Origin of the sequence: Sporocytophaga myxococcoides DSM 11118 (assembly GCF_000426725.1) — a bacterium.
GTDB lineage: Bacteria > Bacteroidota > Bacteroidia > Cytophagales > Cytophagaceae > Sporocytophaga > Sporocytophaga myxococcoides.
This window is the reverse complement of record NZ_KE384562.1, coordinates 52,131-78,758: the sequence shown is the minus strand read 5'-3', so window position 1 is coordinate 78,758 and position 26,628 is coordinate 52,131. Positions and strand designations below refer to the sequence as shown.

The following is a 26,628-nucleotide window of genomic DNA, read 5'->3' as shown; positions in this document are numbered from 1 at the left end:
GTTTAAAGTATTATTAATAAAACGATCAGACGATAAACCAACCATCCTAATGTCAATGCAGGAGGAAGGTTCAGAAGACTCACTCTCCTTTTATGTTCCAATAATAACAAGCCAACCACAAGGAGGAAATAACCAAGAAATCCAACATTGGAAAGCATGTCCCCTGAATAAGGAAAGCATAAGGCAGGCATTAACAGAATAGATCCTATCAGTGAAACCGCAATGACATTACCAAGATAATCCCATAACTTTCTCTTATTAAGATAGAGTATCAAGGCTCCTTGAAATATCAGCTGACCACCACAAATCAAAAATTCCCTCAATAGATTTGAAGCAGGAACCAAAGGAACCAGACGACCTGAAAAAGCATTTAAAGTCAATGCGGAAACAATCCATGCAAAAAGAATAAAAGCAACCCGATACTTTATATTTAAATCAGGAATGCAGGCATTAAAGGCAGATTCTGCTGATGGCACAATTACCTTTCGATTATAAGAGATGAAGAAATACATTTTCTTCATTAGAAAATTAAAAGGTTTGAATCTGAATAAATGCCAAAAGATCGGGAAATTGTGTCCGACAACTTTGTATAAACTTTCCAATCCATAAGAAACAGAGCCACCTTCTGTATCAACCAGGGCTATTTCATTCCTTGCACGATCTTTATCAATTCTGCAAATAATATCCTCTCCTATTTTATTATAGGCTGTCCGACCTTCTAAATCCAACATTCCGGATTTTATAAAAGCGGAAGTATACAGATTACACATGGGACATTCCGCATCATAAATGATCACATGACTTTTCAAAGTTTTCATACTTTCAGAATTTATTGAAAATTAAACTCAAATAAAAAAGCTTATTTAATAAGCTTTAATAACATTCCGAAGAACCAGCTCTGATCTGAACTAAGCATAATATCAACAGATTTATCCATTTTATCTACAAACCCGCCCAACTGATTCATCATATCTGTAAAGGCCTTAACATCTTCTTTTGACCTATCCCCTTCAACTTCTTGAAGCTGATGCAGTACATTTTTAACAGGTTCTATTTCCCTCCTTTTTCTTTCCCTGGAAATTCTTTTGGCTATTTCCCAGATATCCTTTTCTGCCAAAAAATATTCCTTTCGGTCACCGGGTACCAGTTCTTTATGGACCAGATTCCAGCTAATAAGATCCCTGATGTTCATATTTGCATTACCGCGGGAAATACTCAGTTCTTCCATTATTTCCTCCGTACTCAACGGTTTGGGTGCAATAAGCAAAAGGGCATGCACCTGAGCCATTGTCCTGTTAATCCCCCATTCCGACCCAAGTTTTCCCCAGGTCTGAATAAATTGCTTTTTACCTTCTGCGAAATTCATGATTCAAATATAGAACATATTTTCAAGCTTTCAATAATTACTGAAAATTCAATAAAAAAGTTTTAGAAAATTCATTTCAATTTAATTTTCCAAAATATGAAACCGGATTTATGGTTTCGGCAGGTTTTAAGTAATTTTAAAGTAATAATGAATAAAAGTAAGGAGTTTTAGCATCCTTCAAACTTCCATTTATCATTTAATAACTGAATATCTATGGATAAAAAGAAAGAATCAGAAAGCAGACCCGAAGAATCTGTTAATTCTGATAAAATTAGTCTGGATTTTTTTAGAAAAGAATATATCTGGGGATTTACCCAGGGAAACCCAATGCGTATGTCGGATAACAAGGACGGGTTCTATAGTTTAATACAGCCCTTAACTGGTGTTAATGGAACAATCACAATTGGTGCATCTTTTCATCCATACCAAATTATAAATCAATCCGGAGATGATATATGGGAAACCTTATACAATGTAATTGAGGTAAATAAATTTTGTGATTATAAAAAGCTGATAGAAGAAAAGCATTTCTTTCACATGAACACACCAGGTCCACAGGCCTTCCCAATTGGTAAGTGGCAGGACCAAAGGCTTTACACTGAAATTAACCCAGAGTTTTCGAGGTATGTGCCTTTTCTAATCCCTTATCTGACTTACTATACTGCTGAAGATCCTATCTGGTTAGAAAAACTACATACTGCTATTACGACCAATGGAAATGCTCAGGAATTCATTGAATCAGTCAATAATGCTTCACGTTTTTTAATGCCCGAACCAACTTTCATTATAGGTTTTGGAGTATTTGATAAAAACTATCCAGGTGAATTAATTGATCATTATGTAGATTTTTTGGAGAGGCATTTGAAGAAATAAGGATGTGGAAAATTTAAGGAGCATGTAGCAAAGATGATAGGTGACAATGAATTAAAGCTGACCAGTTAATATAAATATGAAAGTAGAATTACATACTTACAACCAAGATTGGAAGAACCTTTTTCAGATAGAAAAAGAACTAATTTCATCTGCAATACTTAATTCAAATATCCATATTGAACATATAGGAAGTACTTCTATTGAAGGCCTTAGTGCTAAACCAATCATAGATATTCTTATAGGTGTACCAGATTTTTCAAAAGTCAATGACCTTATATCTCCGATAGAAACTTGCAACTATTCTTATATTTCTATTTATGAGGACACAATGCCATACAGAAGATTTTTCACCAAATCATCTGATAACAAAAGAACTCATCAGATTCACATGGTAGAATTAAACTCTCCTTTCTGGATAAGGCATCTGGCGTTTCGGAATTACTTGAGAGAACATCACGAAGAAAAGGTAGCTTACAATCTTCTAAAAACTGAATTATCAGAAAAGGATTGGAATGATATCAACGACTATGCTCAGGCTAAAACGGAGTTTATAAGAGCTGTGGAATATAAGGCTGGGATTAGGGAGTGGTAAACTGTCTGAACTGGGATTTTATGGGATTGAGGGATAGACAGGATTATCTTGGATTATAGTATGGTAAACTAGCTATTTCATTATTGAAACTTATGAATATTTTCAGCAAACTTGCAATACAATTTGGAATTGGACTTTTGACCTTAGGTTCTATTGCCATTTTAATTCTCCTTATTCCAATACTATTACTTTTCTCTCCCTTTATTATTTTTTTAAATGCGAGGGATGACAAAGAATATAAAGAATTTCTTACTCAGAATGAAGGAAAAAAATTCTTTTGTTATACATCAAAAAAGAAATCCAGAACAATTATCGAAACTATAATTTTACCTCAACTCGATCCTGATATCCACATAATTTTGCTGGATGGAAAGATACCTGTATCTGAATTTCCACAAAGACATATTTCTTCCATACTTTATAGCATAACCCATCTAGGCTTCCCCAATATTATGAAAATCCAAAATGGAAGAGTTTTGGACATTTCCTTAAAAAAGGAATTCTACAAAGAATTAATCCTAGATTCTTCCATACCTAAATTCATTGAATTACTTAAAATAAAAATCGAAGAACTTGATCATATTGATACAGCTCCCACCAACAAAAAAGGCGATCAAAACTGATCGCCTTTTTCTATAAAACTCAAATCTTAAAAAATCTAGTTCTGCATTACCGGCAAGTTGATAGTTACCTTCTCCTCTGTTCCAGTCTGCGCCTCATCCTTTTTCTTTGGTTTAAACTTATTGATGATTGTCTCTACAATCATATAAACCGCTGGAACAACTACAAGTGTTAGTAACAATGAACTTGTAAGACCACCGATGATTACCCAGGCCATACCGTTCTTTACTTCTGCTCCGGATGCTTTGGATAATGCTATAGGCAACATACCAACAATCATTGCAATAGTAGTCATCAGAATCGGACGAAGACGTTCTTTACCTGCTTCTATCAAAGCTTCTTTTACGCTATGTCCTTCTTCTTTTAATTGATTTGCAAAGTCAACAATAAGAATCGCATTCTTCGTAACAAGTCCTATAAGCATGATCATACCGACAATAGAGAAGATACTCAAACTTTCCATTGTCAAAGCCAGAGCAAGGAAAGCACCGACAGTCGCCACCGGTATCGCAAACAACACCACAAATGGATAAACAACACTTTCATAAAGCGCCACCATAATAAGATATACAAGAACCAAGGCAAGTATCAAAGCCAATCCAAGACTTCCGAAAGCATCTTTCTGTCTTTGCATATCTCCCAGGTACTCTATCATGACTCCATCAGGAAGTTTTAAATTATCAACTTTTGCTTTTATCTCTGTTCCCACTGTACCCACAGGTCTGCCGACTACAGAAGAATTGATTTTTATAGAAGACAACCTGTCTATTCTTTCAAGGACACTTTCACCCATTGTCTCTTTAACTTCAGAGAACTGATCCAGCTGAAAATTCTGTCCTTTGTTATTCACAAATGTCAGATTTTTAACATCCGCAATATTGGATCTGTCGAACTTATCAAGAGAAATAAAAATGTCATATTCATTACCACCTACCTTAAACTTAGATGTTTCGTCTCCCCTGAAAGCATTCTGAAGTGTCATCCCCACATCACTAGCACTAAGCCCTAGCTGAGCCATTTTCTCTCTGTCAAGCGTTACTTCAATCTCAGGCTTAGGATCTTTAGCGCTGTATTGAACATATTGGGTTCCCGGTACACTCTTTACAGCATCTTTAACCATAGCAGCTGCTTCACGAATCACTTTCATATCAGTACCTTTTACGGCTACCTGAATAGGTGATTCACCGCTACTACCAGTGATATTGACGGGATTCACCGTTACTTTTACACCTGGAATTTTAGCTATTTCACCTTTTAATTGAACACCGAAATCTTCAGCAGAAATATTACGTGCTTCTTTATCTACCATCACCACTGTCATCTCTGCGATATTGCTGTTCGATCCTCCTCCTGATGCCGGGCTGGAGCTACTATAACCAATGGTTGTTACAACTTTGACAACTTCAGGTTTCGCCATGATCATCTTCTCAACCTTCTGTGCCATCATGTTTGTCTGGTAAAGAGAACTTTGTGAAGCCAATTCAAGCTTAACACTCATTTCACCCCGGTCACCTGAACTGATAAATGTAGCTCCTATAAATCCTAGTGGAAGCAATGCAAAAGAACCAATAAGCAAAATAATAGTTGCTAATAATACCCAACGTTTGCTGCTCAATGACCATCTTAAAAGCTTTCCATATTCATTTTTTATTGCATCAAGAAAATTCTCAAATCCGATATTGATTTTTCCCCACAATGAATTAGGGCTCAATACTTCTAACTTACCGAATCTCGACACCAATAAAGGAGTAATGGTAAATGAAACCATTAAGCTCATTAGTGTAGAGAAGACCACTACAAGAGAGAACTCTCTAAGAATATTACCAATTAAACCTGAAGTCATGGCTAAAGGTACGAATACCACCACGTCCACAAGCGTAATCGCAAGCGCTGTAAATCCTATCTCACTTCTACCGTCAAGAGATGCCGTTCTTTTATCTTTACCCATTTCCATGTGGCGGTAAATATTCTCCAGAACCACAATACTATCATCCACAAGGATACCAACCACAAGAGACAATGCCATCAGCGTCATCAGGTTCAAAGAGAAGCCTAACAGATACATTGCTATAAATGTAGGAATCATTGATGAAGGAAGAGCTACAAGAACGAACATTGAGCTTCTTACACTGTGAAGGAATAAGAGCATTACAACTGCCACAATAAAGACAGCAAGATAGAGGTCATGGATAACAGCATCCGCAGAAGCCAAAGTAAACTTAGACTGATCGACAGAAATATCGAATTTCAGTTCGTTTGAAGCATATTGCTTTTCAAGCACTTCGATCTTCTGTTTTACAAGGTTACAAACCTCTACAGCATTTGCGTCTGTTTGCTTAAGGATCATAATACCAAGAGAAGGAATACCATTAACGTGGTTGATCGCTGTGGCATCAGATTGTGTATCCACAACTTCTGCAATATCTTTCAGACATATTTTACTTCCATCAGCATTTTGCTTTACAATGAGATTTCTAAGTATGTCTACATCTCCAATTTTAGCATCGAACTTAATGGAGAACTGATCCCTTTCTGTTTCAACCTTTCCGGAAGGGAAAGATTTATTAGCAGCAATAATAGCTTGAGAAACCTGAGTGATCGAAAGTTTATAAGCCTGAATTTTGTTTTGATCAATATTAACTTTGATTTCTCTCGGATTACCACCTACTACAGTTACCTGACCAACACCAGAAACATTAGCAAGCTGCGGCTTGATCTTCTTATCCATCAGATCATATAATAATGTAGGACTTAGGTTTCCATTTACCCCTAAACGCATTACTGGCATTTCGTCTGTAGAAAATTTATTTACTACAGGTCTGGTTATTTCATCCGGTAGCTGAGAGAGAATTCCATCCACCTTTCTCTGAACATCCTGCTGAGTCTTTGTAACATCAACACCTGCTTTAAGCTGAATGATTACAACTGAGGCTCCTTCCATTGAGGAAGAAGTCAGTTTATCCAATCCTTCTACAGCAGAGACAGATTCTTCAATTTTCTTTGTAACAGAGTTTTCTACTTCATCAGGAGAAGCACCTCTATAGGTTGTCATAATAGTAACAACGTTGGCCTCAAACTTTGGCAAGAGATTATAATTAAGCTCTTTATAAGAAATAACACCAAAGAGTATGAGAACGGTAAATATTACCGTAATCAACAATGGCCTTTTGACTGCAACTTCGGTTATTGACATAATATTATTCGTTTATGTAACCTTACTTTACAATTTGAATTTTTGACTGATCATTAAGGTTGATCTGACCATTAGTAACTACTGTCTCACCTTCTTTAAGTCCGTCAAGTACTTCTACTGTTGAACCGAACTCTCTGCCTACTTTAATATTTCTTTTCTTCACAATATCACCTTCCACTACATATACACTTGGATTTTTGATACTTTCGATAAGTGCATCTCTTGTAATTTGTAAAGCAGTACCTGATGATTTAGTACCAAATTCAACCTTTACATAAGTTCCTGCTTTCAAGCTATTCGAAGAAGAATTGTTAATAATAACTTCTACAGGATAATTATGTGCTTCGTCGCCTGCAGGGCTGATATAAGAAATTTTTCCATTAAACACCTGATCCGGAAACACATCAGCAGTTACTTTTACAGTTTGATTTTCTTTCAATGTGTAAACTTCCTTTTCGCTCACCATCACCTTTACTTTAAGTCTGGTGATATCAACAATGCTGGCGATAGCTGCACCAGGACTTGCATATTCTCCCTCTTCAAAATTTTTCTTCGTTATTTTACCTGAAACAGGAGCTGTAATGTGAGCATCAGCAATTTGCTTTTTTATCTGCTCTACTTTATTAGCAGACGTCTGATATTTGAATTGAAGGTCAGTCACCTGTGTTTCTGTTGCTGCATTACCCTGCAAAAGTTCATTATATTTATCATAATCCTTTTTCACTTTATTCAGGTCAAGCTCAGAAGCTTCCAGGTTAAGTTGCAGCGTTCTTGTATCAAGTATTGCAATGACTTGTCCTTTTTTCACATAAGACCCAAGCTCAATGTTAAGGTTGGATATTTTTCCTGAAGACAGAGCCATTACATCTGCTTCCTGAAAAGCAGCTGCTGTACCTACCTTGGTCATTTCACCAGATACCGGTGCTACTGCCACAAGAGCTGTACTTACAGGTATGGCAACATTCGTGTTAACCGCAGGCTTATTTTTCTCATCTAGTTTCTTTTTATTAGATGCAAGTTTAAATCCGATAAAAAGAACAATAACCAATACAGAAGAGATTACTATAATTTTCTTTTTCATATAATTGATAATTAAAAATATTAAAGGCTTGAAGCAAAATTTTTAAGGTTACCGCTTGACTTTTCTATGTCCAGCTGAGCAGTATAGTAGTTTAATAATGAATTTATATAATTGATCTGAGCATCTTTGTATGAATACTCTGCATTAAGAAGATTCGTTAGGTCAGTCACGCCTCTTTGATATTCTAATGAAGTAGTCTGAAAAACTTCTTCTGCAAGTTTCAAATTGCTTTGATTATTCTCCAGGCTGCTTGCAGACTTATTTAACTGCACTTTGGCATTAGAATATTCAACCTGATAAGATCTCTCATTCAATAACAAGTCTGCCTGAGCATTTTTCATATCAATGCGAGCTTGCTTGTACTGTGCATTTCTTCTTAGTCCGTCAAAAAGAGGAACACTTAATTTTAAACCAATAGAAGAATAATCAAACTTCCTGTTAAATGACTCCTGGAAATCATTTCCCATGGCCTGAACGCCATAGCGAGCATAGGCAGTAAGCTTAGGAAGCCCTCCTCCTCTTATCCTTCTAGAATCAAGATCATGAAAGATGATTTGTGTTTGCTGAAGTTTGAAATCAGTTCTGTTTTGCACATCAAATTCGCTTTCTTTAGCAAGTCTTACATTCGATTTTAATATTGCAGTATCTGCAAGCACAATTTCCTTATCGAGAGGTAATCCCATCACATTTTTAAGACGACTGTTGGCTAATTCAAGATTCTGTTCTGCCAGGCTTAGTTGTGATAAAGTATTGTTCAGCGTTACAAGTATTTTATTGTAGTCATTTTTCTTAATGACCCCCTTATCCAGTTGAAGCTTCGCAATTGCTAGCAACTGCTCTTGTTTCTTTTTGTTTTCCAGCTGAAGATTCAGATACTGCTTAAAAACAAATACCTGATAATAACTATAAGATACATCATAAATAATGCCTTCTTCAGACTGCTGGTATTTAAGATCTGCCATAGCCTTGTTAGGTCGTGCAGCTTTTATTCCCAGCATTGCAGCTTGATCATAGATTGTCTGATCAAGTTGGACTACTGCACCGGTACTATATTGAGTACCCATCCTTACTGTAGCACCTTCCGGCATAAGTGGATTGGCTGGAAACACCATTGCTTGTCTTTTAAGATTATCATCCAGTGTCACTGTTCCGTTTACCTGAGGCAGGTAAGTAGAAAATGCTTCTTTTTCTCTTTGTCTTGCTCTGTCCTTTTCATTAAAGGCTTTGGACATTTTCAGATTATTCTGAAGCCCGTATTCTATGGCACCTTTTAAGGTAAAAGATTCCTGAGCGAAACTCCCCGATGTGATCAAGAGTAAGAATCCGATTAAAAATCTATTCTTTTTCATAGCTATAATAAATTCATTCAAGTGATATTCTTTAATTATTTTTTATAAATTGTTATTGATAAAAATCAAAGCTTGATAGCAGTGATAATGAATTCAACTACTTCTTTTTTTCTTTTATGCATTACCTTTAAATATTCGGCTTCAGACTCAATACCCATAAGGTTCATAAAATAGGGCTTGGCAATAAACGGATAAGTGTCCATACACATTATATTCATCATCAACTGCTCACCTTTAATGTTCCTTATTGTACCTTTCTTCACTTCTGCACTTGTCTGTTTCACAAAGACCTCAAAGACTCTCTTAAACCCGCTATTTTGAATTACCTGATTCAGTAATTCAGGTCTTTTGATAATCTCGTTCATTATGAAGTGAGGTAAATGAGGAGCATTGATCATATTGTCAATTTGCTTTTCGACAATCTTTTCAATTTTTTCAAAAAAAGTAAAATCCTGAGAAGTTATAATATCCTCCAGGTAACGCATAAAGTTCTGTTTCTCTTCATCCAGAATGATTTCAAATAGCTTTTCCTTTGACCTGAAATAATAATGCAACAATGCCTTATTTATTCCAGCCTTATCAGCTATGTCCTGCATTCTGGCCCCATCAAGACCTTTCTCAAAAAAGACTTCGCGGGCTGTCTTTTTTATAATTTCCTGTGTATTAGACTCGTTAGAATTTGACATTTTGGTTTAACTAAAAGATTTAACCATTTGGTTAAACCAAAAGTAAAGCAAAAGATTTATCCGAACAAACTTTCTTCAGAATTTTATTTTCATAAGAAAAGCCTATATTTAAATCTCTTAAAAATCAACCCATTACTATGTATAAGCGGCATAAATACTGGGATTCAAATAAATAAATCAAACTATCCCTTACCTTCCGATTCTTTATATATTTCAATAATGACAGTTTTACAAACAGACAGATTGATAATCAAGGAATACAAAGCTGAATATCTAATGCTAGTTCAAAAAGTATTTTCAGATCCATTAACGATGTCATTCTGGCCTTCTCCTTTTACAAAAGAAGAAACCAGTAAATGGATTGAAAGGAGTATTCTATCATATAAAGAATATGGATTTGGTCGGTATGCAATATTCTTAAATGAGACTAATGAGCTGATTGGAGATTGCGGTATATTAAAACTTCAGGCAGACAATACTATAGTTCATGATCTGGGATACATTATTTATGCACCATTCTGGAATCATGGCTTTGCCTTTGAAGCAGCTGAAGCTATTATGAATTATGGCTTTAAGGTATTAAACATAGAAAAACTTTATGCAAACATGCCATATAATCATAATGCATCAATAAAAGTCGCAGAAAAAATAGGAATGAAGAGGATCAAAGAATTCAACAATAGCAAAAACCGATCTATTTTAACTTATCTTTATAGCTCTGTTAATCCGAAGATTTTAAAAAAAATGGGACAAGAAATAGAAAGAAAGTTTTTAATAAAGAAAGACATTTGGGAATATGCGTCGAAAGGTAAAGCTTCTTATCTTAAACAAGGATACATATCTACTGAACCTGGAAAGACAATAAGAGTAAGGGTTACAGAAGATAAAAGTTTTTTAACTATTAAGGGAAAAACAGAAGGAATTGCAAGAGCTGAATTCGAATATGAAATACCTGAGGAAGATGCAAATGAACTCTTAAACCTTTTTGCAGCCAATTGCATTGAAAAGGTAAGACATGAAATCATTTATGACGGAAAGCTCTGGGAAGTTGATGTATTCAGTGGAGACAATGATGGACTTATAATAGCTGAAATAGAGCTGAACTCAATTGACGAAAAATTCTCTCTTCCCGCATGGATTGATAAAGAGGTAAGTGGTGATGAAAGATATTTTAATTCGAACCTGTCGAAGAATCCTTTTAAAAAGTGGTAAAAAGCTTAAAGCAAAAGACGAAAAGCTGAAAGTAAAAATTTATCTGCATTTTACTTTCAGCTTTGTGCTTTAAGCTTTCAGCTCATTAACTACCTTCAGCCCACTTCCAAACGCCGCTTCCACTGTGCCTCCTTCAGGGCCTTCAAACAATCCTTCTCCTGCAAAATAAATAATATCATTAACAGGCTTAATCAGTTGCTTACGTGCTTGGGGTGCTTCAACAGTAGCATAAGTGTAAGCTCCTTTTGAATAAATATCCTCAGTCCAATTAACTATTTTCCAGGCTTTTATTTTGCTTCGTATCACTTCTTCAGTGTATCCGAATATATAAGCTAAAGCCTTCACTGCTTCTGCCAATCCTTCTTCCTGACTTTTAAATTTATATTCTTCTGCTTTCGGACCTGCGAGCCATCCTGTAAAAAGCGCACTATTCACTGGGTACTGAGTCCACCAGGTAGGAATAGAAGCATCTGAGAAAAAAAATCCAAGTTTTTTCAAGCCTACACCATCATTAAAAGGATCATTTGACTCCCAAAACTTTTCTTTAAATTCTATTAAAAACTTTACTACAGATCCGTAACCTAATTTCTGAATAGCTTCAAATCTGTCTTTTATTTCAGGTTTAAAAACAATTGTATCTTTCGCTTGCAATACCCCTATTGGAATAGTAATAATCACCTTTTCTGATTCATAGACTTTATCCGACTTTGTTCGAACCAGGACTTGATTTTTATCCCATTGTATTTCTTTTACTTCCTCTGAAAAGGAAAAGCTGACACTATTTTTTTCACATTCCATTTTTAGGTAATTCATTAATTTCGAATACCCTCCTTCGATTCTGTATTGTGCATCAAAATCTTCATTCAACCATTCTTCTCTTAGAGCAAAAGCACTTGCTCTTGAAACTGAAGCAGCATCATACCCTTCTACAAATGCTATTACCGACCTTCGAAGAGCATCAAATCTGGAATCAGAAAATTCCTTTTCAAGAAATTCACCAATGGATATGTCGTGTTTAAGTGCCTGCAACTTTTCCATAAGCAAATCCCACTCTTTTATAAAATACTGAGATGTTGAGAGTTGACCATTATGTCGGTGCCAGGATTGCCCTTCTACTTTTATCAGAGAAAGTCCAGCTTCTTTCACAAGACTTTTGGTAATTGGCAGATCTCCGTGGATAAATTCTGCCCCTGTTTCAATCGGATATGAAAAGCCTTCAGGCTGAATAGTATGAGCACGTCCCCCTACAAAAGCTTTTGCTTCCAGTACTGTTACTGAAAATCCATTTTCAGATAACTTCTTGGCACAAAGAATTCCTGCTGCTCCTGCTCCTATGACAACTACCCTTGTTTTGTTTATCGTCATTACACAATTAACTTTTAAATTCTTTAAAATTTCAGCTATAATGCTGTTTGTTGAAAACTTTAATATGAAAAACCAAACTTTTTAAAAGTGATTTAACCGCCTCAGTGAATTTAATTATGTCACATAAATATCATCTTTTTACAAACATAGATTCATCCTTTTGGTTACTATGTGCCCAATCATTTACTAGTAATTCTTGTATACCAATGCCTTATGTATCTTTAGTGCTTGACACGGTACTATAATATTAGGTAATTTGAATTAAATAGAGCAAAATAGTCTCATTAGAACACATAAAACCACTCAAATGAATAGAAAAACGTTAAGAGGAAAGCAATTTTCAACCGCTGCAGTTGGTTTACTCACCTTCCTGTCTTTAGGAAACACAACTGCTTTTTCCCAAAAAAGTACTGACGACATCCGTTTAAATCAGGTTGGATTTTATCCCGGAGCATCTAAAGTTGCAATTGTTGTCAATTCTGAAGCATCAAAATTTTTCGTCATCGATGAAGCGAAAAAAGATACTGCTTTTCAGGGCAGCCTTAAAAAAGGAGGCAAATGGGAATTTTCTGATGAAACTGCCAGCAAAGCAGATTTTTCAGGTCTGAAAAAAGAGGGAAAATATCACTTATATATTCCTGGCCTTGGAAACTCTCATTCATTTGAAGTAAATAAAAAAGTACACCAGGATCTTGGTAAAGCTTCTGTAAAAGCTTTTTACTATCAAAGAGCGTCTACTCCTATTCAAAAAAAATATGCAGGAAAATTTGCGAGAAAAGAAGGGCATCCTGATACTGTGGTATACATTCACCCGTCTGCCAAAACAGATAAAAGACCTACAGGAACCGTAATATCTTCTCCGGGAGGATGGTATGATGCAGGTGACTATAACAAATACATTGTCAATTCAGGAATATCAACATATACTTTACTAGCTGCATACGAGCATAATCCTGAGTATTTCGATACTTTAAAGCTTAACATCCCTGAAAGCAATAACAAAATTCCTGATATCCTTGATGAAGCATTGTATAACATTAAATGGATGCTCACCATGCAGGATGCTGACGGAGGTGTATATCATAAATTGACAAATCCTAACTTCGATGGTTTTGTAATGCCGGATGAAGCAATCCAAAAAAGATATGTGGTGGAAAAAACAACAGCCGCTACTCTCGACTATGCTGCTGTGATGGCTCAGGCTGCGAGAGTTTTCAACAAATACAAAAAAGAACTTCCTAAATTCTCTGAGAAATGTCTGTATGCCAGTAAAAAGGCTATGGAATGGGCAACTAAAAACCCTTCTGTATTATATGATCAGGCTAAAATCACTGATCCTGCAGTTGTTACCGGAGCTTATGACGACAAAAATGTTGCTGACGAATTTCAATGGGCAAATATAGAACTATTTGTTTCTACAGGTGATCCAATTTATTATCAAAATGCTAAAGTAACTGAAAACCTGGCTTCATTTAACCTTCCTGACTGGCAGTCTGTTAATACTCTTGGCCTTATTTCTCTTAGCCGTTTCTCAAAAACTCCTGATCACGAAGCTGTAAAAAATGCGCTTCTTAAACTTGCTGATAGTTATAAAAATCATGCTACGACTGAATCCGCTTTTGGAGTTCCAATGGGACAAAATAAAGGACACTTCACCTGGGGTAGCAATTCATTTGCAGCCAATCAAGGTGTGATATTGTTGCAGGCATATAGCCTAACCAAAAATCAGGCATATTTGAATGCAGCTATCTCTTCTCTTGATTATCTTCTTGGAAGAAATGGTACTGGTTATTCTTATGTAACCGGATTCGGAAAGAAATCGACCATGCATCCTCACCATCGTCCATCAGAAGCTGACGGTATTGCAGAACCAATTCCTGGATGGCTTGCTGGAGGTCCAAATCCACAGATGCAGGATAAGGGTGATTGCCCTGGTGCTGAATACTCTTCTTCTCTTCCTGCAAAAGCATACATGGATAACGTTTGTAGTTACGCATCTAACGAAATAGCTATTAACTGGAACGCACCACTTGCTTATCTGACCCTTTCAATTGAAGCATTTATGAATGAGAAAAACAGTATTATACTTAATGCTGAATAATAACATATTTCTCATCCTATCTTAACACAAATTCAACACTAATTAAAGTAAATTACTTTAAGACCTATAAGGAATAATCCTTATAGGTCTTTTAACATAATAACAATAATTAAATACGAATGAATAAATTAGTTTACCATCTTTTCCTTTTTTCATTTATACTTATTTCCACTACTTCCAAAGCTCAACAGGAAACTTTAAAAATAAATGATCTTGAATACCTTGAAATGACAGGCCTTAATGTAATGCTTGCTCATGACTTCTATCCTGAAAGTCATCAGGGAGGAGTTGGGATTATTCAAAATGGTCTTAGAATAGGTACCAACGGTGACTTAAGACTTGAACCTACTCCAGGCCAATGGCAGCCTGTTCCAAAAGTAGGCAAACGCATGGTCGATAGAAATAAAAACGAGATTAGTGTACGAATGGAATATCCTGATCAGGAGAAAAACAGAAAAGGTTTTAATCCAATTATCTATCCTGATCTTAATTTCGCATATACTTTAAAAATCAAGCCTGAAGGGAAAGCTGTTCGAGTGATTGTTGACTTAGATAAGCCACTACCAAAAGAATGGATTGGCAAAGTAGGCTTCAACTTTGAATTGTTTCCTGGTATCCTCTTTGGCAAATCATATTATATGGATCAAAGCTTTGGAATATTCCCCAGACAACTAAACGGACCAGGTTATATAGATCAGGAAAAGCAATACCAGACAACTCCAATGGCTGAAGGCTCCAAACTTGTGGTTGTTCCGGAATCTGATCGTCAGAGATTGGTTATTGAAAATCTTAAAGGAAATAAACTACAACTTATTGATGGAAGAGCTCAGCATAACAATGGCTGGTTTGTAGTAAGATCACTGATACCGGAAGGAGCTACCAGCAATGCAATCGAATGGCTAATAACCCCGCATGCAATAGCTGGCTGGAAATATGAACCTGTAGTACAACTTTCACAAGTTGGCTATCATCCGTCTCAGCAAAAAGTAGCAGTAGTAGAGCTTGATGCTTCCGAGACTAAAAGATACCCCGTAACATTATATAGAATAGGTGAAAACGGAGCTCTGGAAAAAGCTCTGGAAACAACACCTAATGATTGGGGGAAATTCATCCGTTACAAATACCTGAAGTTTGATTTTACCTCAATAAAACAACCTGGAATGTATGTTGTAAAATACAATACCTATACAACAGAACCTTTTCAGATCAGTAAAGATGTATTCAAGAGAAATGTATGGCAACCCACGCTGGAGACTTTTCTTCCCGCACAGATGTGTCATATGAAGGTAAATGATAGATACAAAGTCTGGCACGGCTTCTGTCACCTTGATGATGCAAGAATGGCACCTACAGATACCAATCATTTTGATGGCTATTTACAAGGTAATTCTACTTTATGTAAGCATGCTTCTGGGGACAGAGTCAACGGACTTAACAGAGGTGGCTGGCACGATGCCGGAGACTTCGATCTGCGTGTAGAATCTCAGGCAGAAACTGTTCATGGACTTTCTCTTGCTTATGAATTATTTAAAACCAACTATGACAATACTAGCATAGATCAGGTAAATAAAATAACTGAAATACACCAGCCAGACGGGAAACCAGACATGCTTCAGCAAATAGAACATGGATTATTGTCAATTGTGGGCGGTTATGAATCTTTAGGAAGGTTGTACAGAGGTATCATTTGCCCGACACTAAGACAATATGTGTTACTTGGTGATCCGGCAAACATGACAGACAACAAGAATTACGTTTTGAAAGCTTCTTCAACAACACCTAAAGTAGGCTATCCTGGTTCCGCTGATGACAGATGGGTATTTACAGAAAACAATCCTGAAAGAGAACTCTTTGTTGCAGCAACTTTGGCTTCTGCTTCAAGAGTGATGAAGGGATTCAATGATACACTTGCGGCTAAAAGTCTTTTTATAGCTCAGGAACTCTGGAACAGGACAAAAGAAAGTGATCCTTTGCAAAGAGTTAAACTTGCAAATGAATTATTGATCACAACCAAAGATAAAAAGTACGCTGACTTTCTCATTGCCCATACAGATCTTATCAGCAAGAACATCGAGCAGACGGGCTATGTAGTTGGAAGAAGCTTCTCACTTGTGAATAATAAAAAATATAAAGAAGCTGTACTCAAGGCAGTGAAAGCATTCCGTGCCAAGATAGACGAACAGGAAAAGAAAAATCCATATGGCATACCATATGAGCCATATATCTGGGGCGCTGGTTGGGGCATACAGAACTTTGGTGTTCAGCAGTATTTTCTGCACACATCATTTCCAGAGATATTTCCAGATACTTATATGCTCCATGCGATGAACTTTATACTTGGCTGTCATCCGGGATCTAATACATCTTCCTTTGCATCAGGTATCGGATCAAAATCATTGACTGTAGCTTACGGATTTAACAGAGACGACTGGTCATATATCCCAGGAGGAATTGCTTCAGGAACTGCATTGATCCGACCGGATTATCCTGAGCTTCTTGAATGGCCTTACCTATGGCAGCAAACAGAATATGTTTTAGGTGGCGGAACTACTGATTATCTGTTTCTGATATTGGCAGCAGATGCGCTTTTAGAAAAGAAATAATTAAGAACTAATTTCATGCTCATTTCTTCTCTATTATTAATAAGAAGGATTTAACTTCCAAGTTTTAAGCCTGAGATAAAAGTAGAATTTACTTTCCGCTTTAAGCATTAAGCTTTCAGCTTATAAAAATTGAACAGGTAGTTCATGCGTGTCAATGAACTACCTGTATTTATTAGTATGAAAACTAAAACAGCACCTTTCAACTAATTATTTCACAAGCGTCTCATGAAGACAGAGGATATTACCCTCTGAATCTTTAAACCAGGCAGCCTTGTCATTTTCCATGACAGCCACATGATTATTATTGGTTTTCAGATTCAAATCAGGCATGTCATAATCTTCAAAGATTACACCCTTGTTTTTGAGACCTTTGATCTCGTTTTCGATATCCTTCACCTCAAAAGTCATCACGGTGTGATCGGCTTTAGTCGGCGTTGGTCTTTCATAAACTGTGATTTTAACTCCATTGGCGTCCAGCACCATCATGTCCTCATAAAATTCCTCAATCGTCAAACCAAGTTTATCTTCGTAAAACTCCTTAGCCCTGTTTATATCAGTAGCTGGTAATGTTGTCAATACCGGAACATTATTTAACATCTCTTCCCTCCTCCAATAGTTCAATCAATCTATTATTTTAACATTTCCCTAACACGACTGTTTAGCAGGCCTTCATAAACACTCAATTCCAACAAGATATGATATTCATTTTTTGTATATAGAACAAAATTTATACTTTTAATAAAATCTTCAGAACCAATGTTGCAGGAAAGTAATCCAACAAAAGATCAGTCTATCGAATCGACCCTAACAAAGCTGGATAAAATCATCGCTAGTTGTGAAAAAAGCAGGAACAGGAATGGATACTTTGCTGCCTTTTATAAAAGCATATCTATCAAAATTAGTGGGTCAGTCGAAAAAGGAGAATTTGAAGACAATCAGCGTATGGCGGAATTTGTAAGAATCTTTGCCAATTACTATCTGGATGCTTATGAAAGTTACCATAATAACACTCTTGGTGCTGACAGTCCCTGGTTTTATGCTTTTGAAAATGGTAAAAAGAAACATACCATCATTCAGCATTTGCTTTTAGGAGTAAATGCACATGTCAACTACGACCTCCCTAACACCTGTGTAGCAGTGGCGCCAGGAAAGGAAGTCATCAATCTGAGTAAGGATTATTTCAAAATAAATCAAATCCTTTCCGATGCTATTGTTCAGCTTGAGAAAGATATTTTCTTTTTATCTCCTATCCTGGGAATGCTTGCGAGAATGATCCCGAAGCTGGAAAGAAGACTATTAAACTTCAGTGTATCGGTTGCCAGATGCAAAAGCTGGGAATGTGCCTGCATTTTAGCCATGTCAGACGAAAAGGGAAAAGCAGAAGTAAGGGAAAGCAATAAGGCTATGACAAGGGAAATATGTAACCGAATTATGAATCCGGGACTACTCCCAAGTATAGCGATGTTTTTTATAATGATTACGGAAGTTCGAGGAATAAAAAAGAATATCGAGGTTCTTGAGGTGTAAGAAAAGGGCTCTTGCCTTTCTTAGTAAATAAGCACTTAGAGACGCCATGCATGGCGTCTCAAAACCTTTGATAATGAAACGATGATGAAATATTATAGATAATACTGTTTATCACCATTGTACCCGACAAGATAAATTCCATCCTTGTCGATAGAGAGACGCCAGCATGGCGTCTCTACAAGGAAATGCCCTAAGAATGGAACAGACAAGGATAACGACAAGATTTAAATTATACTTAAAAATCCATCTAAGAAAAGCTTCTGATTAAATCCAAACTTAAATGATCAAGATCCGGCAAGATTGTATCTGCAATGATAAATCTCTTATCTCCTGAAAGACTTTCATCCGGTATTGCCACGACTTTCATTCGTGCTGCTTTGCCAGCTATCACACCGTTTACAGAATCCTCTATAACAAGACACTGATGCGGATCTATCTTAAGTTTATCTGCTGCGGTGATAAATACAGCCGGATGAGGTTTTCCATATGGTTCGGTTTCAGCAGAACAAATTGAATCAAAATATTCCCTTATCTCCAGTTTGTCTACCACGACATTAATGATCCTCATAGCAGATGAAGAAGCAAGCGCAATTTTATAGTTTTGCTCCTTCAATAATCTTAAGGAACGCTTTACCCCTTTCAGCTCATTTCCATTAGCCTTTATTTCATCAATAACAGTTTGAATGATATCTTCAGTCACTTCATCTTTGCTTTTTCCCTCCCAAGGTCTTCTTTCATACCAATAGTCAGTAACCTCATTAATTCTATACCCCATTGTAAGATTGCACATTTCCGTACTCATAATAAGGCCGACTTTGGCAAATGCTTTTTTTTCTGCAATTTTCCACAGAGGCTCAGAATCAATAAGAATCCCATCCATGTCAAAGATTACAGCTTTAATCATAGTCATATTCACAAGTTTATCCTGCCAATTTACAACTTATTTAATAGCTAAAGATTCTTATCTTTGGCAAACAGCAAATACCTCTATCGGTTTTAGTAGAATATTATTTGCTTTAACTAATGCTATCACAATGAAATTCAGAATTTTATTTTTACTATTTATTATTCTTATTTCCTGTAAAACAAAGGAAAAAACTTCGCAAACAAGGACCACACCTATCAAAACTTCAAAAGCAAGATCCAAACCATTATCTGAAGATAGTCTCGATATAATGATTGGACAAATGATCCTTGTTGGTTTGAACGACAGGACCTTTTTACCAGAAAATGACTCTTTAAGAAAAGAATTAAGGGCAGGTAAAGTCGGTTCCGTAATCGTATTTGAAAAAAATATAAGCAAGACAAAATCAGCAGAAACCCTTAAAAAATTGATTGGAGATCTTCAGGCAGAAGCTCCGATTCCTCTTTTTGTCACCATAGATGAAGAAGGCGGGAAAGTACATAGATTAAAAGAAAAATATGGTTTCGTAAAGATGCCCTCAGCCCAATATCTGGGAAATCTTAATAATCCGGATTCCACCCTTTATTATACCAGAAATCTTGCTAAAGAACTTAAAGAGCTTGGTATTAACCTCAATTTCGCTCCTGATGTAGACCTTGGTCTTAACAAAGAAAATCCTGTAATTTATAAAGCCGGAAGAAGTTACTCTGCAGACCCTGGAATTGTCACAAAACAAGCTTTATTAAGCATAGAAGGTCATCATGATTTTGGAGTAAAAACCATTTTAAAGCATTTTCCCGGACATGGCAGTTCTTCTGTAGACTCTCACCTGGGGATAGTAGACATCACCAACCAGTGGAAAATTATGGAGCTCTGGCCATACAGAGACATTATCAGATCCGGTAACTGTGATGCTGTTATGACTGCGCACATAATCAATTGCCATCTGGACACCACATGTCTTCCTGCAACCTTGTCCAGACCTATTGTCAATGATATCCTGAGAGACTTACTTCAATTTGACGGAGTGGTTTTTTCAGATGACATGCAGATGAATGCCATCAGCAAAAACTATGGGCTTGAAAACGCAATTAAGCTTTCTATAAATGCTGGAGTAGACATCCTACTTTTCGGCAACAATGTTCACCTTGAAGACAGGATCTCTGCAACCCAAATACATGCAACCATTAAAAAGCTTGTCAGATCAGGTGAAATCAAAGAAAACAGAATTGAAGAATCTTTCAGAAGAATAATGGCGCTTAAACATAAAACATTTAATCAATGACAAAGAAGATAATTCTTGTAACAGGCGCTACGTCTGGTTTTGGAAAAGCAATAGCTGAAAAATTTGCATTGGAAGGCTGGAGCTGTATAATTACCGGAAGACGCAAAGAACGATTAAATGCACTGAAGTCGGAACTGGAAGAAAGGTATAATGCTGCCGTTTTGGCTTATGACTTTGATGTAACGGACAAAGATCAGGTGACTTATATTGCTACAGGAATCCCTGACGAATGGAAGTCAATTGACCTTCTTGTGAACAACGCAGGGGGTGCAATGGGTAGAGACAACTTTGCTGATGCAGATCTGCAGGACTTTGACTTCATGATAGATACTAATGTCAAGGGATTATTGTATGTATCTAAGGCTATTGTTCCTTACATGATCAGAAACAATAAAGGACATATCATAAACATAGGCTCTATAGCGGGGAAGGAAGTTTATGAAAATGGAAATGTATACTGCGCTGCTAAGCATGCCACAGATGCCATTAGCAAAGGAATGCGTATAGATTTGTTAAAGCACAACATTAAAGTAACAGCCATACATCCAGGTGCTGCAGAGACGGAATTTTCTCTTGTTCGATTCAAAGGAGATGAAGATAAGGCTAAAAAAGTTTATGAGGGATACATGCCTTTACAGGCAGAGGACATTGCTAATATTGTATTTTACTGCGCTTCATTGCCTGCTCATGTCTGCATCAATGATCTGGTTGTAACGCCGACGGCTCAAGCGAACTCATACCATCTTTTTAAGTCTTAGGTAATAAGTTTTATGTTGTAAGTTTCTTATAACTTAAAATTTATTACTCACAACTCCTATCGTTCTTATCCCCCAGGAAGATAATTACTCCCAGCTCCATATAAATCATATTTTTTACTTCTTCGTGGGAATATGCTGCATAATTAAACCGGGCGAAAGCGCCTACCCCTACTTCTGATTTTTTTATAGGTGCCAGAAAGCCTATCTCAGGACTTATACCAGGCCTGAATGATTTCTTTTTGAAGGCAACAGAACCAAACCATTTTTGATAGTCCATAACATATACTCCCAGACTTCCCCCTACATATGGGATTAGAGACTTTCCCTTTAGAGGATAATAAAAAGCATTAAGAACTACAGGTAAACTACTCATATATCTTGTCTGAATTGCAGAAACGGTTCCTTTATCTGTCTGAAAACTCTGACGGTCCAGAACTGCCTTAACATTATTCCAGCCAATCCGAAATCCAAATGAATAATCCTCTTTGAAAAAATGCCTTAAATCAATATGAAATCCATCATAGTATTTTCCATCAATGAATTTATCCAGGGATCCAACCGTTTTTCCTGCAGAATAATTATATAAGAACAAATTTCTGTACTGGGCTTTTGCTTCTGGTTTCGCAAGTAGAATCAGCAACAGCAGACAAAGAAGCTTTATTTTATAAGTCCACATTTTACTTTCCATCCTTTAAGTATGGGGATTGCTCAAACAAAACATTTATACCTGTTAGCACTCTCTGTGGATTTGCTACAAGAGAATCATTCGCTGCACCTGCTATAAGTCCGTTCCATATTATATTCAATTTCCCTGCTGACGGTGCATTCTTCAAATCAATCATATCAATAGTCAGACTTCCTACATCAAAAGAATAAAACCCAAAATTATCAGGCGCTGAAAACTGATATCCAGGAAAGCCAAATTCGCTGGAAGACGTATATCCAAAAACACCTGGTCCAAACAATGTCGGAGAATAAGAAAGAGGAACAGATTCTTTAAACCTCAATACAGAAGCGACCACAGCCACATCCGGATTTTGATCTTTGTTTACTTTGACAAAGCCATAATTCTGAAGATTAGAATCAATGGTATGAATAATTAAACTCTCCGTCAGATAGTGTTTACGTATGCTCATAGTGTCCTTCCCAATCATCTTAAGCGAATCAATGAGAAAGTAAGTTTTAAAGTCAGCAAAATTAACTGAAGCATCTCTGTTAGAGATATATAAATCCTTCTGAAAAGGCTCCAGATCATTCACCGGATCAGGGTCTTTACAAGCATTGACCATTAAAATAACAATGCCAGACAAAAACAGTATTTTCCAATGATCTGAAGATTTTAAAACTTGCATGATATAACCTTGGTAAGAATGAATACAACAGGTATAGGGTAATAGATGTTTACTCCGATACTTTCTTCAAAGGAGAGTATTTTTCCATAGATTTATCAAGATTCATCAGGGTTTGGTCTCCCACTCTTATAATTCCCCTCAATGGCCTGTCAAGGTCTATGATTACCATCAATACAAGTATCATTAAGACAACAAGACTATATGAAAAAATAGACTTTCTGTTTCTTTCCTGTCCGCAGGCAAAGCCAAGGGTAAAAGTACTGATAATAGCAAGCAAAATCATAAGGTAAATGATGATCTCAGGTACGTGATTGAGCTGAACAGCATATCTTTCAGCGGAAAGATCAATCATTTCATTTAAAGTATTAATGAAAAGTGAAGAATTCCAGTTATTATTTAATAGTGCATTTTTGGAAGCCTTTCTCCAAATCCTTATCTGAACGACTTCAGAGCTGTCCACAATTGCATTCATCTTATTCCGATCTGTAGTGCGATCGTATATAAGACGGTATTCCACATATTTTTCAAGAAGGGTGTAAACCTCTGGCTTTATTGAGTCGGGTAAAAGAGATACTCTAAGGTAAGTGGTCCCTATGGCATTAGACTCTTTGAGAATAGCAAGTTTTCTCGCATCGAACCTTGAGGCTGCCATTGAAAATGTAAAAGCGAACATTATCCCCAGCAACCCCAAAATACCTCCCAGTATGGCTCCAATATCCTCGTCCCTAACTCCTTTCCTGACAAGTCTTTTCACTCCAAGGATATAACCGAGTTCAAAAAAGATTGCCAGTACAACTAACAATACCACAGCAATGATCCATTCATCTAGGTGGTACAAATATTCATTTTGCATATAAAGCCTATTTGCTAATAAGCAACCAGGCTTTATATCTTTTGTTTGAACAGGATTACTTACTAATTATGGTCAATAAGCTACCATTCTGAGTTACATTGAATTGAGGGATATTTGGGCTGGGATTTCCGGATAAAAATCTTCCATTAATATCAAACTCACTACCGTCGCAGGAACAGATAAAGCGATTGGAAATAGATGAATAACTTAAACCGCAACCATCATAGGTACATGAATTGGAAAATGCCAGATAAGAGTTGGAATATCTCACAACGATCGCACCATTGCTAACTACTGAGCCACCGGGCATTCTCAATGCAGAATTGGAATTTTCATTTATATCTAGTGTAAAATTGACGTATGGGTTGGGATTGTCTTTCTTGCATGAAGACAAAATATTTCCGAGGAATAAAAATGAAAATATAAGAAATGTAGCTTTTAAAAAATTTAGTCTTTGCATTGTGAATCAAATTTGGCTGTAAAGATAACATTAAAACTAAAAATTTATTTCACCAGAGCTTTAATGAAATCAAGCCATCATTTAAACCTTTGACTATTAAACCTAAACTACGGTAAATAAAAAAACAGGGAGGCCAGTTAATAATCAGCCTCCATGGTAATGATTTTCTCATATTATTGAATTTTGATTAAAAATTGGATAAAAAGTATGTACCAAGAAAGGAAAATTAGCAGGTAAAAATTGCGAGCAGGAAGTTTTTCATACAAGGAAGATATTATCAAATTTTCCGTTAAAATTGACTACCAACTACCAGGCTTAACAACAAACTGATTAACAGGAGAATAAATTCAAACTTTTTAAAATGGACATTAAATGAATTATGCTCCTCCATCTTTCCGAAAAATTCTTTGTTACCAAACTTAAAATCAGCGTGCCTAAAACACTAAAAATTCTTTTATTTGCAATAAATTTGCATAAGTAAAGGGAAAACTAACCTGGAAAGGGTATCTATTTTAACTTCCGGCCTTAAACTTCAGGAAACAATTTCTTAACCGAATGATAACCTGAACTTCTCTTTTGAAAAGACACATAAAGTGAATATATAACATAAATCTCAAAATGCTTACAGTAGAAAAAATAGGTGGAACATGTATGACTGCCCTTCATGATGTAATGAAAAACATCGTATTATATGGCAGAGAAAATGAAAACCTTTATAACAGAATTTTTGTGGTTTCCGCTTTTTCGGGGGTAACCAACTGGCTGCTGGAAAATAAGAAAACAGGAGAACCAGGTGTTTACCATCATATCACCCAACAAAAGGACTTCCACAAACCTTTGAAGGAAACTACTGAAAAGCTTCAGGAGATCAACAAAAAATACGTTGACCTTGGGCTTGACCTTAAACTTGCAGACGAATATATTGCCAATAAAATATCTCAGGCGGAAAAATTCCTTGAGAACCTGGCTAACGTGCTTGCTTCAGGTTATGTGAGCAGCGAAAACATACTTCAGGCATCAAGAGAGATTCTTGCATCTCTTGGTGAGTCTCATTCAGCATTTGTATTTGCTAATATTCTTCAGAAGCATGGTATCAATGCAACCCTTATAGATCTTGGAGGATTTGATGATCACTATCCTTTCACAATCGATCAGCGCATTGAGCATTCGTTCAAAGACATAGATTTCTCTAAGACCATCTGCGTTGTTACAGGATATACAAAAGGTACAGAGGGTATTATGAGAGAATTTGACAGAGGATATTCAGAAGTTACTTTCTGTAAGATTGCTGTTGCTGTAAAACCTCAGGAAGCTATTATCCATAAAGAATACCACTTATCTTCTGCAGACCCTAACATTGTTGGAGTTGAAAATTGTATCCCTGTTTGCAATACCAACTATGACGTAGCTGATCAGCTTGCAGATGTAGGAATGGAAGCTATTCACCCGAAAGCCTCAAAGCCTCTTGAAATGATGGGCATTGACTTAAGAATCAAAAATGCATTCGAGCCAGAACATCCAGGTACTTTAATTACAAGAGAATATATTTCTCCAAAGAAAAAAGTGGACGTGATCACAGGTACGTCTAAGGCTGTTATCATTGAGATCTTCGATCCACTTATGGTAGGCACTGTTGGTTCTGACCTCAAGATCATGCAGAAGTTCGAATCTTATAAAGTAAGTTACATCTTCAAAGCAACTAGTGCCAACAGCATTTCTATGGTAATCTGGGAGAAAGACTTTAAACAAAAGTTAGTTGATGAACTGGAAAAAGAATATCAGAAAGTAGCGGTTGAAAAAGTAGCTATTGTTTGTATGATCGGCTCTAACATGGATCAGCCGGGCGTACTTGGCAAAGCTGCTGGTGCATTGGCTGAAGCAAATGTAAATATCAAGAGCGCAGGTTTCTCTTTAAGAAAAGTAAACCTTCAATTCATTGTGAACCGTGAAGACTTTAATAAGTCAATCATTGCATTGAATAAAACAATGTTCTTTGAGCCTGCTGTTGCAGAAAGTATTAAATAAGCTGAAAGCGTAAAGCCGAAAGCTAAAAGTAAAAAAGCACTTCCTGAAAAGGACGTGCTTTTTTTATACTAAGTCCTTTTCAAAAAGGACTTTATTTTTTAGCTGCTATACCTCTTTGATTAATTACTACTTTTATTTTATAAATACCTATCTAAATTACTTATGAGCATTCCTATCTTATTCCTTCTACTTTTATGCTTTATTGTTTTTGTAATAATCATTTCAAAAATCAACTACAGACTAAAATCCAAAGAAGTCGTACTGACAAAACTAAGATATCTGAATGGAATACTGTCTTTTCTTAACTTCGCGGGAAACTTTTATTTCTGGTATTTATCATTGATGATTTTAACTTCAAAAAATAATTTAAGCAACAATATTTACATTCTGCTAACCTCAGGCATAGCGACCCTGTTTATCAT

At 36.3% G+C, this 26,628-nt stretch carries 23 protein-coding genes; 10 read left to right on the top strand and 13 right to left on the bottom strand.

All coding sequences use genetic code 11. The features are described 5' to 3' along the window. Positions 1 to 2 precede the first annotated feature (2 nt). Positions 3 to 818 carry a thiol-disulfide oxidoreductase DCC family protein gene (locus K350_RS0126635; protein WP_028982520.1) on the bottom strand — a complete coding sequence of 272 codons (816 nt, stop codon included), beginning with the start codon at positions 816 to 818 and terminating at the stop codon, positions 3 to 5. Positions 819 to 859: 41 nt separating this feature from the next. Further along, positions 860 to 1,366 carry a GbsR/MarR family transcriptional regulator gene (locus K350_RS0126630; RefSeq protein ID WP_028982519.1) on the bottom strand — a complete coding sequence of 169 codons (507 nt, stop codon included), beginning with the start codon at positions 1,364 to 1,366 and terminating at the stop codon, positions 860 to 862. A gap of 213 nt (positions 1,367 to 1,579) precedes the next feature. Here K350_RS0126630 and K350_RS0126625 point away from each other — a divergent pair, with 213 nt between their 5' ends. The 3 genes from K350_RS0126625 (at position 1,580) to K350_RS30580 (ending at position 3,454) form a co-directional block, all read left to right on the top strand. Continuing rightward, positions 1,580 to 2,239, top strand: coding sequence for a hypothetical protein (locus K350_RS0126625; protein WP_028982518.1), 660 nt, complete (start codon positions 1,580 to 1,582; stop codon positions 2,237 to 2,239). 76 nt (positions 2,240 to 2,315) lie between these two features. After that, a complete protein-coding gene (locus K350_RS0126620) occupies positions 2,316 to 2,831 on the top strand; it encodes a GrpB family protein (RefSeq protein ID WP_028982517.1) in 516 nt (171 codons plus the stop codon). Positions 2,832 to 2,923: 92 nt separating this feature from the next. Then, positions 2,924 to 3,454: a hypothetical protein gene (locus tag K350_RS30580; protein WP_051313788.1), complete on the top strand. Its 531-nt coding sequence runs from the start codon at positions 2,924 to 2,926 to the stop codon at positions 3,452 to 3,454. 35 nt (positions 3,455 to 3,489) lie between these two features. Here the strand turns inward: K350_RS30580 and K350_RS0126610 are convergent, their stop codons facing one another. From K350_RS0126610 to K350_RS0126595, 4 genes are all read right to left on the bottom strand, one after another. Further along, on the bottom strand, positions 3,490 to 6,645 hold the full coding sequence (locus K350_RS0126610) for an efflux RND transporter permease subunit (RefSeq protein ID WP_028982516.1): 3,156 nt from the start codon (positions 6,643 to 6,645) through the stop codon (positions 3,490 to 3,492). Between the two features lie 22 nt (positions 6,646 to 6,667). After that, a complete protein-coding gene (locus K350_RS0126605; RefSeq protein ID WP_028982515.1) occupies positions 6,668 to 7,726 on the bottom strand; it encodes an efflux RND transporter periplasmic adaptor subunit in 1,059 nt (352 codons plus the stop codon). Positions 7,727 to 7,746: 20 nt separating this feature from the next. Beyond that, positions 7,747 to 9,075, bottom strand: coding sequence for a TolC family protein (locus K350_RS0126600; protein ID WP_028982514.1), 1,329 nt, complete (start codon positions 9,073 to 9,075; stop codon positions 7,747 to 7,749). Between the two features lie 65 nt (positions 9,076 to 9,140). Next, on the bottom strand, positions 9,141 to 9,761 hold the full coding sequence (locus K350_RS0126595) for a TetR/AcrR family transcriptional regulator (RefSeq protein WP_028982513.1): 621 nt from the start codon (positions 9,759 to 9,761) through the stop codon (positions 9,141 to 9,143). 219 nt (positions 9,762 to 9,980) lie between these two features. Between K350_RS0126595 and K350_RS33045 the strand changes: the two genes are divergently transcribed. Then, positions 9,981 to 10,973 carry a GNAT family N-acetyltransferase gene (locus K350_RS33045; RefSeq protein ID WP_211236788.1) on the top strand — a complete coding sequence of 331 codons (993 nt, stop codon included), beginning with the start codon at positions 9,981 to 9,983 and terminating at the stop codon, positions 10,971 to 10,973. Between the two features lie 69 nt (positions 10,974 to 11,042). Here K350_RS33045 and K350_RS0126580 read toward each other — a convergent pair whose 3' ends face one another. Continuing rightward, positions 11,043 to 12,338 carry a flavin monoamine oxidase family protein gene (locus tag K350_RS0126580; RefSeq protein WP_028982512.1) on the bottom strand — a complete coding sequence of 432 codons (1,296 nt, stop codon included), beginning with the start codon at positions 12,336 to 12,338 and terminating at the stop codon, positions 11,043 to 11,045. 307 nt (positions 12,339 to 12,645) lie between these two features. Here K350_RS0126580 and K350_RS30570 point away from each other — a divergent pair, with 307 nt between their 5' ends. Together K350_RS30570 and K350_RS0126570 are read left to right on the top strand one after the other, a co-directional pair. Further along, on the top strand, positions 12,646 to 14,439 hold the full coding sequence (locus K350_RS30570; protein WP_051313786.1) for a glycoside hydrolase family 9 protein: 1,794 nt from the start codon (positions 12,646 to 12,648) through the stop codon (positions 14,437 to 14,439). Between the two features lie 119 nt (positions 14,440 to 14,558). Beyond that, a complete protein-coding gene (locus K350_RS0126570; protein ID WP_028982511.1) occupies positions 14,559 to 17,042 on the top strand; it encodes a glycoside hydrolase family 9 protein in 2,484 nt (827 codons plus the stop codon). A gap of 207 nt (positions 17,043 to 17,249) precedes the next feature. Here the strand turns inward: K350_RS0126570 and K350_RS0126565 are convergent, their stop codons facing one another. Then, on the bottom strand, positions 17,250 to 17,639 hold the full coding sequence (locus K350_RS0126565) for a VOC family protein (protein ID WP_028982510.1): 390 nt from the start codon (positions 17,637 to 17,639) through the stop codon (positions 17,250 to 17,252). A 159-nt stretch (positions 17,640 to 17,798) separates the two neighbouring features. Between K350_RS0126565 and K350_RS0126560 the strand changes: the two genes are divergently transcribed. Then, positions 17,799 to 18,569 carry a DUF5995 family protein gene (locus K350_RS0126560; protein ID WP_028982509.1) on the top strand — a complete coding sequence of 257 codons (771 nt, stop codon included), beginning with the start codon at positions 17,799 to 17,801 and terminating at the stop codon, positions 18,567 to 18,569. A 247-nt stretch (positions 18,570 to 18,816) separates the two neighbouring features. Here K350_RS0126560 and hxpB read toward each other — a convergent pair whose 3' ends face one another. After that, positions 18,817 to 19,479, bottom strand: coding sequence for a hexitol phosphatase HxpB (gene hxpB / locus K350_RS0126555; RefSeq protein WP_211236787.1), 663 nt, complete (start codon positions 19,477 to 19,479; stop codon positions 18,817 to 18,819). A gap of 124 nt (positions 19,480 to 19,603) precedes the next feature. On the opposite strand from hxpB, the gene K350_RS30565 reads away from it, so the two are divergent. Beyond that, positions 19,604 to 20,758 carry a glycoside hydrolase family 3 protein gene (locus tag K350_RS30565; RefSeq protein WP_037577536.1) on the top strand — a complete coding sequence of 385 codons (1,155 nt, stop codon included), beginning with the start codon at positions 19,604 to 19,606 and terminating at the stop codon, positions 20,756 to 20,758. Beyond that, positions 20,755 to 21,516 carry an SDR family NAD(P)-dependent oxidoreductase gene (locus K350_RS0126545; protein WP_028982507.1) on the top strand — a complete coding sequence of 254 codons (762 nt, stop codon included), beginning with the start codon at positions 20,755 to 20,757 and terminating at the stop codon, positions 21,514 to 21,516. The genes K350_RS30565 and K350_RS0126545 overlap by 4 nt, the downstream gene beginning before the upstream one ends. Before the next feature lie 43 nt (positions 21,517 to 21,559). On the opposite strand, the gene K350_RS0126540 is transcribed toward K350_RS0126545, so the two are convergent. Genes K350_RS0126540 through K350_RS0126525 form a run of 4 tightly spaced genes read right to left on the bottom strand, consistent with a single transcriptional unit; the run spans position 21,560 to position 24,181 of the window. Beyond that, entirely contained in the window at positions 21,560 to 22,204 is a 645-nt protein-coding gene (locus K350_RS0126540) for a hypothetical protein (protein WP_028982506.1), read from the bottom strand. Then, entirely contained in the window at positions 22,194 to 22,868 is a 675-nt protein-coding gene (locus K350_RS0126535; protein WP_028982505.1) for a DUF4136 domain-containing protein, read from the bottom strand. Before K350_RS0126535 ends, K350_RS0126540 begins: the two co-directional genes overlap by 11 nt. A 49-nt stretch (positions 22,869 to 22,917) precedes the next feature. Beyond that, positions 22,918 to 23,721, bottom strand: coding sequence for a bestrophin-like domain (locus K350_RS0126530; RefSeq protein ID WP_028982504.1), 804 nt, complete (start codon positions 23,719 to 23,721; stop codon positions 22,918 to 22,920). A gap of 55 nt (positions 23,722 to 23,776) precedes the next feature. After that, positions 23,777 to 24,181 (bottom strand): QcrA and Rieske domain-containing protein, encoded by a 405-nt coding sequence (locus K350_RS0126525; protein WP_028982503.1) that lies wholly within the window; start codon positions 24,179 to 24,181, stop codon positions 23,777 to 23,779. Positions 24,182 to 24,799: 618 nt separating this feature from the next. Between K350_RS0126525 and K350_RS30560 the strand changes: the two genes are divergently transcribed. Continuing rightward, positions 24,800 to 26,206 (top strand): aspartate kinase, encoded by a 1,407-nt coding sequence (locus K350_RS30560; protein WP_051313784.1) that lies wholly within the window; start codon positions 24,800 to 24,802, stop codon positions 26,204 to 26,206. The last annotated feature ends 422 nt before the right edge of the window (positions 26,207 to 26,628 follow it).